The 13,957-nt window shown below is 73.5% G+C and carries 13 protein-coding genes; 7 read left to right on the forward strand and 6 right to left on the reverse strand.

Annotated features, from left to right (window positions below):
- Nucleotides 1-17 precede the first annotated feature (17 nt).
- Nucleotides 18-968 carry a LysR substrate-binding domain-containing protein gene (locus tag ACH4KB_RS11350; protein WP_398065738.1) on the reverse strand — a complete coding sequence of 317 codons (951 nt, stop codon included), beginning with the start codon at nucleotides 966-968 and terminating at the stop codon, nucleotides 18-20.
- Between the two features lie 112 nt (nucleotides 969-1,080).
- Between ACH4KB_RS11350 and lpdA the strand changes: the two genes are divergently transcribed.
- Nucleotides 1,081-2,520 carry a dihydrolipoyl dehydrogenase gene (gene lpdA / locus ACH4KB_RS11355; RefSeq protein ID WP_398065739.1) on the forward strand — a complete coding sequence of 480 codons (1,440 nt, stop codon included), beginning with the start codon at nucleotides 1,081-1,083 and terminating at the stop codon, nucleotides 2,518-2,520.
- A gap of 77 nt (nucleotides 2,521-2,597) precedes the next feature.
- Here lpdA and ACH4KB_RS11360 read toward each other — a convergent pair whose 3' ends face one another.
- On the reverse strand, nucleotides 2,598-3,281 hold the full coding sequence (locus ACH4KB_RS11360) for a DUF1707 and FHA domain-containing protein (RefSeq protein ID WP_398065740.1): 684 nt from the start codon (nucleotides 3,279-3,281) through the stop codon (nucleotides 2,598-2,600).
- Between the two features lie 130 nt (nucleotides 3,282-3,411).
- Here ACH4KB_RS11360 and ACH4KB_RS11365 point away from each other — a divergent pair, with 130 nt between their 5' ends.
- From ACH4KB_RS11365 to ACH4KB_RS11375, 3 genes are all read left to right on the forward strand, one after another.
- Entirely contained in the window at nucleotides 3,412-4,383 is a 972-nt protein-coding gene (locus ACH4KB_RS11365) for a GNAT family N-acetyltransferase (protein WP_398065741.1), read from the forward strand.
- 80 nt (nucleotides 4,384-4,463) lie between these two features.
- Nucleotides 4,464-4,625: a hypothetical protein gene (locus ACH4KB_RS11370; protein ID WP_398065742.1), complete on the forward strand. Its 162-nt coding sequence runs from the start codon at nucleotides 4,464-4,466 to the stop codon at nucleotides 4,623-4,625.
- A 241-nt stretch (nucleotides 4,626-4,866) separates the two neighbouring features.
- Nucleotides 4,867-5,778 carry a GNAT family N-acetyltransferase gene (locus tag ACH4KB_RS11375; protein WP_398065743.1) on the forward strand — a complete coding sequence of 304 codons (912 nt, stop codon included), beginning with the start codon at nucleotides 4,867-4,869 and terminating at the stop codon, nucleotides 5,776-5,778.
- On the opposite strand, the gene ACH4KB_RS11380 is transcribed toward ACH4KB_RS11375, so the two are convergent.
- Together ACH4KB_RS11380 and ACH4KB_RS11385 are read right to left on the reverse strand one after the other, a co-directional pair.
- A complete protein-coding gene (locus tag ACH4KB_RS11380) occupies nucleotides 5,750-6,880 on the reverse strand; it encodes an alpha-L-fucosidase (RefSeq protein ID WP_398065744.1) in 1,131 nt (376 codons plus the stop codon). The genes ACH4KB_RS11375 and ACH4KB_RS11380 overlap by 29 nt on opposite strands.
- A gap of 14 nt (nucleotides 6,881-6,894) precedes the next feature.
- The gene (locus ACH4KB_RS11385) at nucleotides 6,895-8,352 is read right to left on the reverse strand and encodes a GH1 family beta-glucosidase (protein ID WP_398065745.1); all 1,458 of its coding nucleotides are present in this window, start codon (nucleotides 8,350-8,352) and stop codon (nucleotides 6,895-6,897) included.
- A 214-nt stretch (nucleotides 8,353-8,566) separates the two neighbouring features.
- On the opposite strand from ACH4KB_RS11385, the gene treZ reads away from it, so the two are divergent.
- Both treZ and ACH4KB_RS11395 read left to right on the forward strand, forming a co-directional pair.
- The gene (gene treZ, locus ACH4KB_RS11390) at nucleotides 8,567-10,327 is read left to right on the forward strand and encodes a malto-oligosyltrehalose trehalohydrolase (RefSeq protein WP_398065746.1); all 1,761 of its coding nucleotides are present in this window, start codon (nucleotides 8,567-8,569) and stop codon (nucleotides 10,325-10,327) included.
- Nucleotides 10,328-10,418: 91 nt separating this feature from the next.
- Nucleotides 10,419-11,438, forward strand: coding sequence for an aldo/keto reductase (locus tag ACH4KB_RS11395; RefSeq protein ID WP_398065747.1), 1,020 nt, complete (start codon nucleotides 10,419-10,421; stop codon nucleotides 11,436-11,438).
- 111 nt (nucleotides 11,439-11,549) lie between these two features.
- On the opposite strand, the gene ACH4KB_RS11400 is transcribed toward ACH4KB_RS11395, so the two are convergent.
- Together ACH4KB_RS11400 and ACH4KB_RS11405 are read right to left on the reverse strand one after the other, a co-directional pair.
- A complete protein-coding gene (locus tag ACH4KB_RS11400) occupies nucleotides 11,550-12,695 on the reverse strand; it encodes a M24 family metallopeptidase (RefSeq protein WP_398065748.1) in 1,146 nt (381 codons plus the stop codon).
- A 104-nt stretch (nucleotides 12,696-12,799) separates the two neighbouring features.
- On the reverse strand, nucleotides 12,800-13,462 hold the full coding sequence (locus ACH4KB_RS11405; RefSeq protein WP_398065749.1) for a nucleoside/nucleotide kinase family protein: 663 nt from the start codon (nucleotides 13,460-13,462) through the stop codon (nucleotides 12,800-12,802).
- A gap of 67 nt (nucleotides 13,463-13,529) precedes the next feature.
- Between ACH4KB_RS11405 and ACH4KB_RS11410 the strand changes: the two genes are divergently transcribed.
- On the forward strand, nucleotides 13,530-13,922 hold the full coding sequence (locus ACH4KB_RS11410) for a VOC family protein (RefSeq protein WP_398066057.1): 393 nt from the start codon (nucleotides 13,530-13,532) through the stop codon (nucleotides 13,920-13,922).
- The last annotated feature ends 35 nt before the right edge of the window (nucleotides 13,923-13,957 follow it).

A 13,957-nucleotide genomic window follows, 5' to 3' on the forward strand; every position in this document is an offset into this window, starting at 1 on the left:
CGGCGCTGGGAGTGCCGTCAGACTCCCGTCGTGCACGGCGCCGCGGGGCAGGCGGGAGTCTCACGACGGGGCCTGGGTGGGCGGATCCCGGCGGTGGGCAGGGAGCCGAGCAGTTCCGTGAAGGCCGCCGCAGCCCCCGTCAGCGCCACCCGGGAGAAGACGCCCATGGGCCGCAGCCAGGGCGGGTCGACGCCGAGCACCGCGCAGTCCTCGCCGATCGCGCTCCGGACGAGGTGGGCGGCGGCCGCGGACACACCGACGCCGGCCGCCGCCATCCGGACGGCTGTGGAGGTGTGCTCGGTCCACACCGCCGTACGGGGCACGAAGCCCGCCGCCTCGCAGACCCCTTCCAGGAAGGGGCGGCCGTCGATGAGGGGCTCCATGGCGCACCGCACCCAGAACCGGTCGGCGAGCTCGTGGAGGGCGACCGAGGAACGCCCGGCCAGGGGGTCGTCGAACGGGACGACGAGGACGATCTCCTCCTCCCCCACCGGGACGACGGGGCCGGTCCAGCGCGCCGGCAGCGGTCCGACGGCCAGGTCGGCGATGCCGCGCTCCACCTCGTCCTCCAGGGCGTCGGTGGTCGCGTACTCGTGGAGGACGAGGCGCACGCCCGGATGGGCACACCGCCAGTGGGCGAAGACGTCGGGGAGGATGCCGACGGCCACCGAGTGCACGGTGGCGATGTGCAGTTCGCCGCCCTCCGCCCCGGCGGCGGCGCGGGCCGCGCGGCGGGCCTGGGCGGCGCTGCGGACGGAGCGCTCGGCGTGCGGCAGGAACGCCCGGCCCATCGGGGTGAGCAGGACGCCGCGCGGCAGCCGTTCCAGCAGCTCGCCCCCGACGGTCCTCTCCAGCGCCTTGATCTGGTGGGAGAGGGCGGGCTGGGTGACGTGGAGCCGTTCGGCGGCGCGGGTGAAGGAGGACTCCTCGACCACCGCGACGAAGTACTCCATCTGACGCAGGCTCATCCACCGTGCCTTTCGCGGGACTTCACGCACCGCGTCCCATGAACGTTGTGCATCGACTCCACACGCATTCTGCCTTGGACGCATGACCGGGGCGGGAGCGAGGCTGGGACCCATGACACCGACCGACGCGGAGAAGATCCACAAGAGCGGGACCACCACGGACGTACTGGTCATCGGCGGCGGGACCGGCGGCTACTCGACGGCGTTGCGCGCGGCGGCCCTGGGGCTGCGCGTCGTGCTCGCCGAACGGGACGCGGTCGGCGGCACCTGTCTGCACCGCGGCTGCATCCCGAGCAAGGCGATGCTGCACGCCGCCGAACTCGTCGACGGCATCGCCGAGGCCCGGGAGCGGTGGGGGGTGAAGGCGACGCTCGACGCGGTGGACTGGCCCGCCCTGGTGGCGACCCGGGACGACATCGTGGCCCGCAACCACCGCGGTGTCGAGGCGCAACTCGCGCGGGCCGGGGTCGAGGTGGTGCGTGGCAGCGCCGAGCTGACAGGCCCGCGCTCGGCCCGGATCGACGGGTTCGGGGAGGTCGTCGCCGGGCGCGGCGTGGTACTGGCGACCGGGTCGCGGCCCCGGATGCTGCCGGGGCCGGCGGTGGACGGGCGGCGGGTGGTGACGAGCGACGACGCGCTGTTCGCGCCCGGGTTGCCCGGGTCCGTGCTGGTGGTCGGGGGCGGGGCGATCGGCGTGGAGTACGCCTCGTTCCACCGGTCGATGGGGGCCGAGGTCACCCTGGTGGAGGCCGCGGACCGGCTGGTTCCGCTGGAGGACGCGGCGGTGTCGCGGCACCTGCTGCGGGGGCTGCGGAAGCGGGGCATCCGGGTGGAGACGGGGGCGCGTCTGCTGGAGTGGGCGGTGGAGGAGGAGGGGGTGCGGGCCGTCGTGCGGACCTCCCGGGGCGAGAGCGTCGCGGTGGCGGCCGAGCGGCTGCTGGTCGCGGTGGGCCGGGAGCCGGTGACGGAGGGGCTGGGGCTCGCGGCTGCGGGGCTGGCGACGGACGGGCGGGGACATGTGGTGCCCGCCGACTGGTCGCGGCTGGAGACGGCGGTGCCGGGCATCCACGTGGTGGGCGACCTGCTGCCGCCGCCGTCACCTGGGTTGGCCCACGCCTCGTTCGCCGAGGGGCTGTTGGTGGCGGAGACCCTGGCCGGGGTGCGTACCTCCCCGATCGACTACGCCGCCGTTCCCCGGGTCACGTACTCCTCGCCGCAGACGGCCGCGGTGGGGCTGACCGAGGCGCAGGCCCGGGACGCGGGGCACGACGTGGTGGTGAACGCCCTGCCGCTGACCGCCGTCGCCAAGGGCATGGTGCACGGCAGGGGCGGTCTGGTGAAGGTGGTGGCGGAGCGGGCGGGCCGGGTGCTGGGCGTGCATCTGGTCGGCCCGCACGTCTCGGAGATGATCGCGGAGAGTCAGCTCGTGGTCGGCTGGGACGCCGAGCCCGCCGATGTCGCCCACCACATCCATCCGCATCCGACGCTGTCGGAGGCGGTCGGCGAGGCGTTTCTGACGCTGGCCGGGCGCGGGCTGCATCAGCAGCACTGACCGGGGGCTGCATCAGCAGCACTGACCGGGGGCTGTGCAGGCACTGACCGGGGTCCAGACGGGCCGGTGACCAGGGGTCAGACGGGCGGGTGACCGGGGTGGGGCGGTGGCAGCTCGGGCGGCTGCGCGGACGGCCGGGGCGCGGGCGGCGGGAGCTCGGGCGGCTGCGCGGACGAGCGGGGCGCGGGCGGCGGAAGTTCGGGCGGGCGGGGTGCCGGGGCGGTGAGGCGGAAGCTCATCCGGCCGAAGCTCACCTGATCTCCGTCCCGCACCGGGATGGAGCCGACGAGCCGCTGGCCGTTGACACAGGTGCCGTTGGTGGAGCCGAGGTCACGCAGCACCCAACGGCCGTTCCGTGCGGAGAGTTCGGCGTGCAGCCGGGAGACGGTCTCGTGGTTGAGCCGCAGTCCGTTGGCCGGGTCGCGGCCGACGAGCAGGGGGTACGGGCCGGGGGCGGGCAGCAGCAGCCTGGGGAGCCGCTCGGTCTGCCAGGCGCGGCGCAGCCGCCCGGGGAAGGCGGAGATGCCGCCCACCGCGCGGACCAGTCCGTGGGACCAGCCGCTGCCGGTCTCCAGGTCGGAGGTGAGGGCCGCCAGCTCCTCCGGGCGCCGGGCGACGAGTGCGAGCTCCATGCGGCGCATGAACGTGTCGTGCGACAGCTTGCCCTGTGCCGCACCGTCTCTGAGCACGCCGAGGACACGGTCGCGCTGGGCGTCCGAGAGCCGCGCGGGACCCGTGTGGAACTCGAAGGAGGACGTCACGTCGACGATTGTCGGGCCGAGGGGCCCGGGGTGTCCAGATGAGGCCGTGTTTCCTCCCGCGCTGACCTGCGCCGCTCCCCGGCGGAGCCCCTTGCTAGGGTCTGCCGCTCATCCATTACGAGGAGACTCTGTGAACTCTGTTCCACCGCAGTTGACGGTCCGTCCGCTGTCCGGACCCGATGAGCTCGACCTGTTCTGCGGCCTTTCCTACGTTCTCGACCACGAGCTGGCCGACGACCTCGCCACCGGGCGCCGCGTCCCGGGGTGGATGTGGGTCGCCCTGGACGGGAAGCGGGTCGTCGCCAGGGCCGCCTGGTGGACCGACGCGGCGGGCAACAGGCCGCTGGCGCTGGACTTCTTCGACCTGGACGACACCCTCCCGGCCCCCGAGCGCGTCGCGATCGGCGTCCGGCTGCTGGAGACGGCGACGGCGGCCGTGCTGCCCGCCGGTGCGCAGCGGCCCGAGTACGGGCGGTTCGTGCCGCCGGACTGGCACGAGGACCCGGTCGTCCGGGACGCCGTGGGGGCGCGGATCCAGGTGATGGAGGAGACCGGGGCCCGCATGCTGGTGGAGCGGCTGCGACTGGAGTGGCGGGCCGGTACGCCGGTGCCCGAGGACTCCGGCCGGCTGGTGTTCCGTCCGGTCACCGGGCGGGAGGACCTGCTCGCGCTGATGGCACCGGTGATGGAGGGCACCCTCGACGCCCACGGGCAGGAGGACCTGGCGTCCGGGCTCGATGTGCGCAAGGCGGCGGAGAAGCACTACGACGAGGAGCTGGCGGGGTACTCCACCCCGATGGACTGGTGGCGCATCGCCGAACTGCCCACGGGTGAGCCGGTCGGCTTCGTCGTCCCCGCACGCAACAACTACAACCCGATCATCGCCTACATCGGGGTGCTGCCCGCCCGGCGCGGGCACGGGTACATCGACGATCTCCTCGCCGAGGGCACCCGGGTGCTGGCCGCCGAGGGCGTGGACCGGATCCGGGCGGCGACGGACCTCGGCAACGTGCCGATGGCGAAGTCCTTCGAGCGTCTCGGGTACGTCAACTTCGAGCGGGCGTTCAACATGGTCTGGGACGCGGAAGAGGCGCGGCGTTAAGCGCCTGGCAGGCGCTGGCGGCGGACGAGCCGGTCGTCATCACGGTCCTGGGCGTTGTCGTCACGTCCCTGGTGCTCCTGGTGTCCGGTGGTCTCGCGAAGGTCGTACGGGTCAGCCCGCCTAAGCACCGCACGCCCGAGGACCGGCGCCGGGCGCGCGAGCGCAAGGCCGCCCACCGCCGTCAGGCCGCGCTCCGCAAGCGCCGCGAGGCGTTGCAGCGCCGGAGCCGCCGCCGGGGGTGAGGGCGCGGAGAAGGAGGCGCTTCCCGGGCACGCCCCGAAGAAACCGGTGGACGGCGGGCGCGGGGGCGGCTACGGTCGGCACCGGCATCGGAACCGGTCGTGGAAGGAGGCGAGACACGTGCGCAGGAACATCCGCACCACCATCCGCAGTACGTCACTTTCGCGCTCCCGCCCCGTCCGCCGGGCGGTGTCGGACCTCGTCTGACCGGGAGCGCGGCATTCCGTCCCGGAGGACATTTCCATGACCGATCTGGTCATCCGCGCGCTCACGCCGAGCGACGCCGCACTCTTCACCACGTTCCAGGACAGCCCCTTCGTCGGCCGGGCCGCCTTCGGCCACGCGTACGCCTCGACGGCCGACGGCGGCGAGTACCGCCCCGACTGGTCCTGGGTCGCCCTGCGCGACAACACCGTGATCGCCAGGGCCGCCTGGTGGGGCGGGCCCGACGACACCGAGCCCGTCGTGCTCAACTGGTTCGACTTCGCGGATGGGGAGGCGGAGGCGGGCGCCGAACTCCTGCGCCGCGCCCCGTTCGACAAGGAGTACGAGCTGATCGCGCCCGCCGGGTGGCGGGACGACCCGGCGGCGCGGGCCGCCGTCGAGGCACGGGTCGCCGCCGCGACGGCGGCCGGTATGAAGCCGCTGGTCGAGCGCTACCGCTATCGGTGGACCCCCGGCTGCCCGCTGCCCGAGCGGACGGGCCGGCTCACCTACCGTCCGGAGCCGGACGACGAGGTCGTCCTCGAAGTCCTGCGCCGGGTCCACTCGGCCACGCTGGACGCCCACGCCCGCAAGGCCATCGAGGGCCCCGGCGGTCTGGAGGCGGCGGCCCAGGAGGAGTTGGACTTCTTCCACTGGTGCCCATCGCCGAGGGAGTGGTTGCGGCTCGCGTACACGCCGGACGGCGAGGTGGCGGGCATCCAGGTGCCCGCGCACAACCCGTCGGGGCCCTGCGTCGGCTTCATCGGAGTCGTCCCCGAGGCGCGCGGGCACGGTTACGGCTACGACCTGCTGGTGGAGTGCACGCGCTTCCTGGTCGAGCAGGGAGCCGAGTTCATCGCGGGCGCGACGGACCAGGGCAACGTGCCGATGGCCGCCGCGTTCACCCGCGCCGGGTACCCGGTCACCCAGGAATGGGTCCATCTGGCGTGAGGGCCCCGGCCTCCTCGGCCAGCCACTCCAGGCGGCGGCGCTGCTCGGCGGGGATCGTCGCGTCCTCGCCGCGCGGCCCCACGTTGAGCAGGACCCTCCCCCCGTCGGCCGCCGTGTCGCGGATCAGTGAGGTGAGGGCTTCGCGGCCGATGAAGGCATCGGCTTCCGAGGCCCGGTTGTAGCCGAAGCTGTGGTCGACGCCCCGGGTGATCTCGTAGGGGTCGGAGCCCTCGTAGCGGGCGTACTCCGGGGTGCGGAAGTCGAAGACGGGTGGTGTGCGCGGGACGAAGCCCTCGCCCCGCGCCACCGTCCGGCGGTCCCACCAGTTGTACAGCGCCTTCGCGCCCGGCAGGCCCAGGCCCCGCCAGTGCGGGGCGTAGGGCAGGAGGCGGTCGTTGACGACACCGTGCGGGACGGTGAAGCGGTAGTAGTCGACCAGGGAGCGGATCTCGCCGGCGGAGGCGGGCCAGGCGATGTCGTTCCAGAGGATGTCGGGCCGGTAGCGGCGGATCAGCTCCCGCAGCTGGGCGTCGGCGTAGGCGGGGTAGCTGCCGCGCGGGACGGCGGAGAACATGTCGGCGGCGGTGCCGATGGGCCGGTCGTCGAAGGTCCAGTCGAGCCCGCCGGAGTAGTAGACGCCGAAGCGCAGGCCCTCGGCCCGTACGGCTTCGGCGAACTCGCCCACCACGTCCCGGGTGGTGTGCCAGCCGGAGCGGTGCGGGTTCTTCGTCTCCGAGGGCCAGAGGCAGAACCCGTCGTGGTGCTTGGTGACCAGGACCGCGTAGCCGGCCCCCGCCTCGCGGAACGCGCGGGCCCAGGCGGCCGGGTCCCAGTCGGCGAGCCCGTCCTCGAAGTCACGGCCGAACTCCGTGTAGGGGCGCTTTCCGTAGGTGGCGCGGTGGTGGGCGGCGACCGGGGAGCCCGGGAAGCGGAGCGCGTTCTCGTACCACTCCGCGTACGAGGTCCAGCCCAGCGGGGCGCGGCGGCCCGCCGCCGGGAGTTCGGCGGCGGGGAGGTAGGGCGGGGCCCAGCCGGGAACGGATGCGGGTGTCCAGTGAACGAAGATCCCCAGTCGGGCCCGGGACCACCATGAAGCGACCATGGCGGGAGTATTGATCATTCGGGGGGAGCCGCGTAAGCCCCCTCGACCGCCGGATTCCGCTTCTGCACCTTCTGTTCTTTCTCTGCCTTCTGCGCCTTCTGTGCTTTCTGTGCCGTCTGTGCTGTCTGTGCCTTCTGCGCGCGGATCAGGTCGCGGTACCAGGCGTAGGACCGCTTGGGCGTACGGGTCAGGGTCTTGTAGTCGATGTGGACCAGCCCGAACCGCTGCGAGGCGCCCTCCGTCCACTCGACGTTGTCGGTGAGCGACCAGGTGAAGTAGCCGCGTACGTCCACCCCTGCGTCCATCGCCGCGCGCAGGGCCCTCAGATGGCTCTCCAGGTAGGCGATGCGGCGGTCATCCGCGTGGGGCTCCTCCAGGGCGCAGCCGTTCTCGGTGATGTACAGCGGCGGGAGGCGGTCGCCGTAGCGGGTGTGGAGCGCGGTGACGATCTCGGTCAGCCCCTCGGGCACGACGGGCCAGCCGAAGCCGGTCCGCTCGTACCCTTCGATTTCCCTTATACCGAAAGGGAGTTGGGCGGGCATCGTGAAGCCGGAGAAGGTGGCCGGCGCCGCCGGCCCGGGTGCGCCGACGAGGGTGGGGTTGTAGTAGTTCACGCCGTACCAGTCGAGCGGGGTGGAGATGACCAAGAGGTCGTCGGCGACCGGGCCCGGCATCAGCGCGGCGAGGTTCTCGTCCGGGTAGCGGCCTGTGAGGACCGGGTCGGCGAAGAGCCAGTTGGTGAGCGTGTCGTACAGCTCCGCGCCGAGGCGGTCCTCGTCGGTGTCTCCCGCCGTCCAGACCGGGGCGTGCGAGAGTGCGGCGCCGATGTTGTCCGCGCCCGCCGCGCGCAGGGCGCGGACCGCGAGGCCGTGGGCGAGGAGCTGATGGTGGGCGGCGGGCAGGGCGTCGAAGAGGAGGGTGCGGCCGGGGGCGTGCTCGCCCAGCGCGTAGCCGAGCAGCGTCACCTCGGCGGGCTCGTTGACCGTGATCCACATGGGGACGCGGTCGGCGAGGCGTTCGGCGACGATGCCGGCGTACTCGGCGAAGCGGTAGGCGGTGTCCCGGTCGAGCCAGCCGCCCGCCTCCTCCAGCGGGAGCGGGGTGTCCCAGTGGTAGAGGGTCGGGGCGGGGGTGATGCCGTGGGCGCAGAGCTCGTCGACGAGCCGGTCGTAGAAGTCGAGCCCGTCGGCGTTGACGGCTCCGCTGCCGCCGGGCACCACGCGGGGCCAGCTGACGGAGAACCGGAAGGCGTCGGCTCCGAGTCCGGCCAGCAGGGCGACGTCCTCGCGGTAGCGGGCGTGGAATCCGGTGCCCCGGGTGGTGTCGGTGCCGTCCTTGATCCGGCCGGGCAGCGCGGCGAAGGCGTCCCAGCCGGAGGGGCCCTTGCCGTCCGCGTCGACCGCCCCCTCGGTCTGGAAGGCGGAGGCGGAGGCCCCCCAGAGAAAGCCGGGAGGAAACATCGGCAGGGTCATCGCGGCCTCCAGCAGTCGTACGTAGGAGCGAAACCAGCACGTGTCAGCAGAACCAGTACGTGTGAGCGGAATCCGTATGAGCGGGCGCCTCGCCGGGCAATGATCAGGACCAGACCTTAATCGCCGGTGGCGGGCGGCAACAGAGCCTGTCGCGTGGATCGTGGAGCCCGTCCCCGGGCGGCCGCGCGCCCCGCCCAGGGACGAGGAGTGGTGGATGCAGTTCGAGGTGTGGGCCCCCGAGGCGGACTCCGTCGTGCTGGAGGCGGCGGACGTCCGGTGCCCGATGGAGCGTGATGCGGGGCGCGCGGGGTGGTGGACGGCCGAAACGGAGGCCTGGGACGGGGTCCGGTACGGGTTCCGGCTGGACGAGGGCCCCCTGCTGCCGGACCCCCGTTCGCGGCGTCAGCCTGACGGGCCGGACGGCCCGAGCGCGGTCGTCGACCAGGAGGCGTACGCCTGGTGCGAGGCGTGGGCGGGGCGGCGGCTGAACCGCGCGGTGCTGTACGAGCTGCACGTGGGGACGTACACCCCCGAGGGCACCTTCGACGCGGCGGCGGCGCGGCTGGGCCATCTGGCCGAGCTGGGCGTCACCCATGTGTCGCTGATGCCCGTCTGCCCGTTCCCGGGCGTCAACGGCTGGGGGTACGAGGGCGTCTCGCTGTGGGCTGTGCACGAGCCGTACGGCGGACCCGAGGGACTGAAGCGCTTTGTCGACACGGCGCACGGGCTGGGGCTCGGGGTGGTCCTGGACGTCGTCCACAACCACCTGGGCCCGTCCGGGAACCACCTGCCCGCCTTCGGCCCGTACTTCACCGACACCCACCACACCCCGTGGGGCGCGGCGGTCAACCTGGACGCGCCGGGCTCCGACGAGGTGCGGGCGTTCCTGCTGGGCAGCGCCCTGGCCTGGCTGCGCGACTACCGCCTCGACGGGCTGCGGCTCGACGCGGTGCACGCGCTGGCCGACACCCGGGCGCTCACCTTCCTGGAGGAGCTGTCGGCGGCGGTCGACGCGCTGGCCGTCGAGGTGGGCAGGCCGCTCGGGCTGATCGCCGAGTCCGACCTCTGCGACCCGCGCACCACGACCCCGCGTCCGGCGGGCGGCCTCGGCCTGCACGCGCAGTGGAACGACGACTTCCACCACGCCCTGCACACCGCGCTCACCGGCGAGTCCCAGGGTTATTACGCCGACTTCGCCCGCGCCCCGCTCGCCGCCCTCGCCAAGACGGTGACGTCCGGGTTCTTCCACGACGGGACCTTCTCCAGCTTCCGGGGCCGCACCCACGGCCGTCCGGTCGACGTGACGCGCACCCCGGCCCACCGCTTCGTGGGCTACGCGCAGACGCACGACCAGATCGGCAACCGGGCGCTCGGCGACCGGCTGACCACCTCCCTGACCCCCGGGCTCCAGGCCTGCGCGGCGGCCCTGGTGCTGACGGGCCCGTTCACGCCGATGCTCTTCATGGGCGAGGAGTGGGGGGCGCGGACCCCCTGGCAGTTCTTCACCGACCACACGGATCCGGAGCTGGCCGAGGCCGTGCGCGACGGCAGGCGGCGGGAGTTCGGCGCGCACGGCTGGGACCGGGAGGAGATCCCCGACCCCCAGGACCCGGCGACCCGGGACCGGTCCTGTCTCGACTGGTCCGAGCCGGAGCGCGAACCGCACGCTCGGCTGCTCGCCTGGTACCGCGAACTGATCGCGCTGCGCCGCACGTTGCCGGATCTGCACGATCCCGACCTGGCCTCGGTGAAGACGGCGTTCGACGAGGACGCGCGCTGGCTGGCGTACCGCAGGGGTGATCTGCGGATCGCGGTGAACCTGGCGGACAGGCCGGCCGCCGTCCCGCTGGGTTCTGGACGCCACCGTCGGGCCGGAGGGCGGGTGTTGGCGGCCTGGGAGCCGGTGGAGGTCCCGGGGGCGGACGGGGTCCTGCATCTGCCGCCGGAGTCGTGCGTGGTCCTGACCGACGACTGATCGATGCCGTTGGACCGTCAGTTTTCTTGCCTTCGTGTGCGCTTCAACTCGTAGCGTTCCGGGCATCGCACGAAACCACGAGAGGAACACCATGAAGCAGCGATTCCTGGGGCGTTCGGGGCTGCGCGTCAGCGAACTGTGCCTGGGCGCGATGACCTTCGGCCAGGACACCGACGAGGCGGCCGCCCATCGGATCCTCGACGCGTTCACGGAGGCGGGCGGCACGTTCATCGACACCGCCGACGTGTACCACCAGGGCGTCTCCGAGGAGATCGTCGGCCGTTGGCTGAAGGGCCGCAGACGCGACGATCTCGTCATCGCCACCAAGGTGTTCGGGACGATGGGCGAGTCCCCGAACGCGGGCGGGTTGAGCCGCAAGCACATCGTGTCGGCGGTGGAGGCGAGCCTGCGCCGCCTCGGCACGGACCACATCGACCTGTACCAGACGCATGTGTGGGACGCGACGACTCCGGTCGAGGAGACGCTCTCCACCCTGGACACGCTGGTGAAGGCGGGCAAGGTCCGCTACCTCGGCGCGAGCAACGTCTCCGCCTCCCAGCTCCAGCGCTCCCAGGACCTCGCGGACCGGAACGGCTGGGAGCGGTATGTGTCCCTCCAGCCGCTGTACAACCTGCTGGCGCGCGAGATCGAGTGGGAGCTGGTCCCCGTCAGCGCGGCGGAGGGCGTCGGCATCATCCCATGGAGCCCGCTCCAGGGCGGCTGGCTGACCGGCAAGTACCGGCGCGGGATGACCGCCGCCGCACCGGGCACCCGGGAGGCCCGCTACCAGGAGGAGCTGGGCCGGGAGGCCTGGCGGGAGCGGGACAACGAGGAGACCTGGCGGGTCGTGGAGGCGGTCGTCGCGGTGGCCGGGGAGGCGGGCCGCACCCCGGCGCAGACCGCGCTGCGCTGGCTGCTCGGCAGGCCCGGCGTCACCGCGCCGATCGTCGGGGCCCGGACGCCGGAGCAGCTGGCCGACAGTCTCGGCGCGGCCGGCTGGGAGCTGACGGCGGAGCAGGCCGAGCGGCTGGACGCGGCGAGCGCCCGGCCGCTGCCCTACCCGTACGACATCCTGCACCGCTTCCGTGACCGGGAGCCGCGCGACGACTGAGCCGGGGAAGACCCGGGGCCGCCCGAGGGGTGTCCCTGGGCCGCCCAAAGGGTGCCCCTGGGCCGCCCGAGGCTGTCCCGGGGCAGCCCAAGGGGTGGCCCGCGGCAGCCCTTACTCGACGACGGCCAGTTCGCGGGCGGTGGTGTTGAGCCGCCGCCCGCCGTCCTCGGTGACGGCCACGGTGTCCTCGATCCGGACGCCGAAGCGGCCCGGGAGGTAGATGCCCGGCTCCACGGAGAAGCACATACCGGGTACCAGCGGCTGCTCCTCGCCCTCGATCATGTAGGGCGGCTCGTGGGTGGTGACGCCGATGCCGTGGCCGGTGCGGTGGATGAACCGTTCGCCGTAGCCGAATTCGGTGATCACCGCGCGGGCGGCCCGGTCGATCTCCTGGCAGGCGACGCCGGGCCGGACGGCGGCGCAGCCCGCCTGCTGGGCCTCGCGGACGATGTCGTGGACGCGCTGCTCCTCGGCGGTGGGCTCGCCGACGTGGACCGTACGGGAGGTGTCGGAGCCGTAGCCGTGCTTGAGGCCGCCGAAGTCGAGGACGACCATGTCGCCGCGCTCGATGGTGCGTGTTCCGGCCTCGTGGTGCGGGTTGGCCCCGTTCGGGCCGGAGCCGACGACGGTGAAGTCGACCTGGGAGTGTCCGAACTCGCGGAGGAGGGCGGCCAGATCGGTGGCCACGTCGACCTCGCGGCGGCCGGAGAAGCGCACCTTGAGGATCTCCTCGTACGTGGCGTCGGCGGCGGCCCCGGCGGCGGTGAGCCGTTCCAGCTCGGCGGCGTCCTTGACCGCGCGGAGCATCGGGAGCGCTTCGGTGAGCGCGGTGTAGGAGGTGCCGGGGAGCTCGCGCTGGAGGCCGAGCAGATGCATCGCCCAGGCGTTGTCGCTGACGCCGAAGCGGCCCTCGGCGTCCAGCAGCGGGGCGGTCACCGCGTACGGGTCCTTGCCGTCGGTCCAGTCCCGCAGGGTGAGGGCGGGTGCCCCGGTGGCGGCGGCCGCGTCGGGGGCCTCCAGGGTCGGAACCACCAGGACCGGGTCCTGGCCGGCCCGCAGCACGAGGAGCGTGAGGCGTTCGGTGCTCACGGGGCGGTAGCCGGTCAGGTGGACGAGGTCGGGGCCCGGCGCGACGATCACCCCGGCGAGCCCGGCCTCGGCGGCGGACTCGGCGGCGCGCGCCATCCGGGCCCGGTAGTCGTCGGCGGTGAAGGGCGGCGGGGCGGACTGCTGGGCGGACGGGCTCGGGCTGGACATCAGGGCCTCCTGGCGGTGCGACACGGCACACAGCATCCTGCCTGCCCAGCGGGGCGTGCGCGACCGGCTTGCCCAAGTGTCCGGCCTCAAGAACGACCGGCGGGTCAGAGGCGCACGATCAGGTCCGCCCGGCCCCGGCCCCGCTCCACCAGCCGGGCGTTCGCCTCGTCGGACCGGGCCACCCACTCCTCCGCGCCACTCCGGGGCCTGCCGTGGCGGACATGACGGTCGACGAGCCGGCGCACCCGCACCGCCGGGTCGATTTCCAGGAACCACACCTCGTCCAGCAGCCCGCGCACCGGGGCCCAGGGGCCGGCGTCGAGCAGCAGGTAGTTCCCCTCCGTGACGACGAGCGGGACGTCCGGCTCCACGGGCAGCGAACCCGCGACCGGCTCCTCCAGCGACCGGTCGAAGGCCGGGGCGTAGACCGCGTGCAGCGGGTCCGGTGCGCGCAGCCGCCGCAGCAGGGCCGCGTACCCGGCCGCGTCGAAGGTGTCGGGGGCGCCCTTGCGGTCGGCGCGGCCGAGGCGGTCCAGCTCGGCGGCGGCGAGATGGAAGCCGTCCATCGGGACGAGGGCGGCGCGTCCGTCCAGGGCCGCGACGAGCCGTTCCGCCAGGGTGGACTTTCCGGCTCCGGGCGGGCCCGCGATCCCCAGGAGATGTCGTCCTCCGGTCTCGGCGAGGGCGCGGGCCCGCTCCGTCAGCGCGGCCCGGCCGCCGGCGGTCGTGCCGTCCAGGATGTCCACGTCCATGTCCATGCGGGGCATTGTGCGACGGCGGGGAGCCCCGGCGTTAGTGTTACGTATAACCTCATCGATGGAAGGACTCCCCGCCATGTCCCGTATCGCCCTGGTCACCCTGGTCGTCCGCGACTACGACGAGGCGCTCGCGTTCTACCGCGACGCGCTCGGCTTCGAGCTGGTGGAGGACACCGACCGGGGCGACGGCACCCGGTGGGTGGTGGTGCGCCCGCGTGGAGCCGCGCCCGGCACGGGGCTGCTGCTGGCCCGCGCGAAGGACGAGGTCCAGAGCGGGGCGGTGGGGGCGCAGACGGGCGGCCGGGTCGGCTTCTTCCTGCACACCGAGGACTTCGCGGCCGACCACGCCCGGATGGTGGCGGCCGGGGTGCGGTTCCTGGAGGAGCCCCGGCACGAACCGTACGGCTCCGTCGCGGTCTTCGAGGACCTCTACGGCAACCGCTGGGACCTGCTCCAGCCGGCCGCCTGATACCGCCCCGCCCCCGGTACGGCCCCGCCATCGGC

Source organism: Streptomyces sp. NPDC017520 (assembly GCF_044329855.1).
GTDB lineage: Bacteria > Actinomycetota > Actinomycetes > Streptomycetales > Streptomycetaceae > Streptomyces.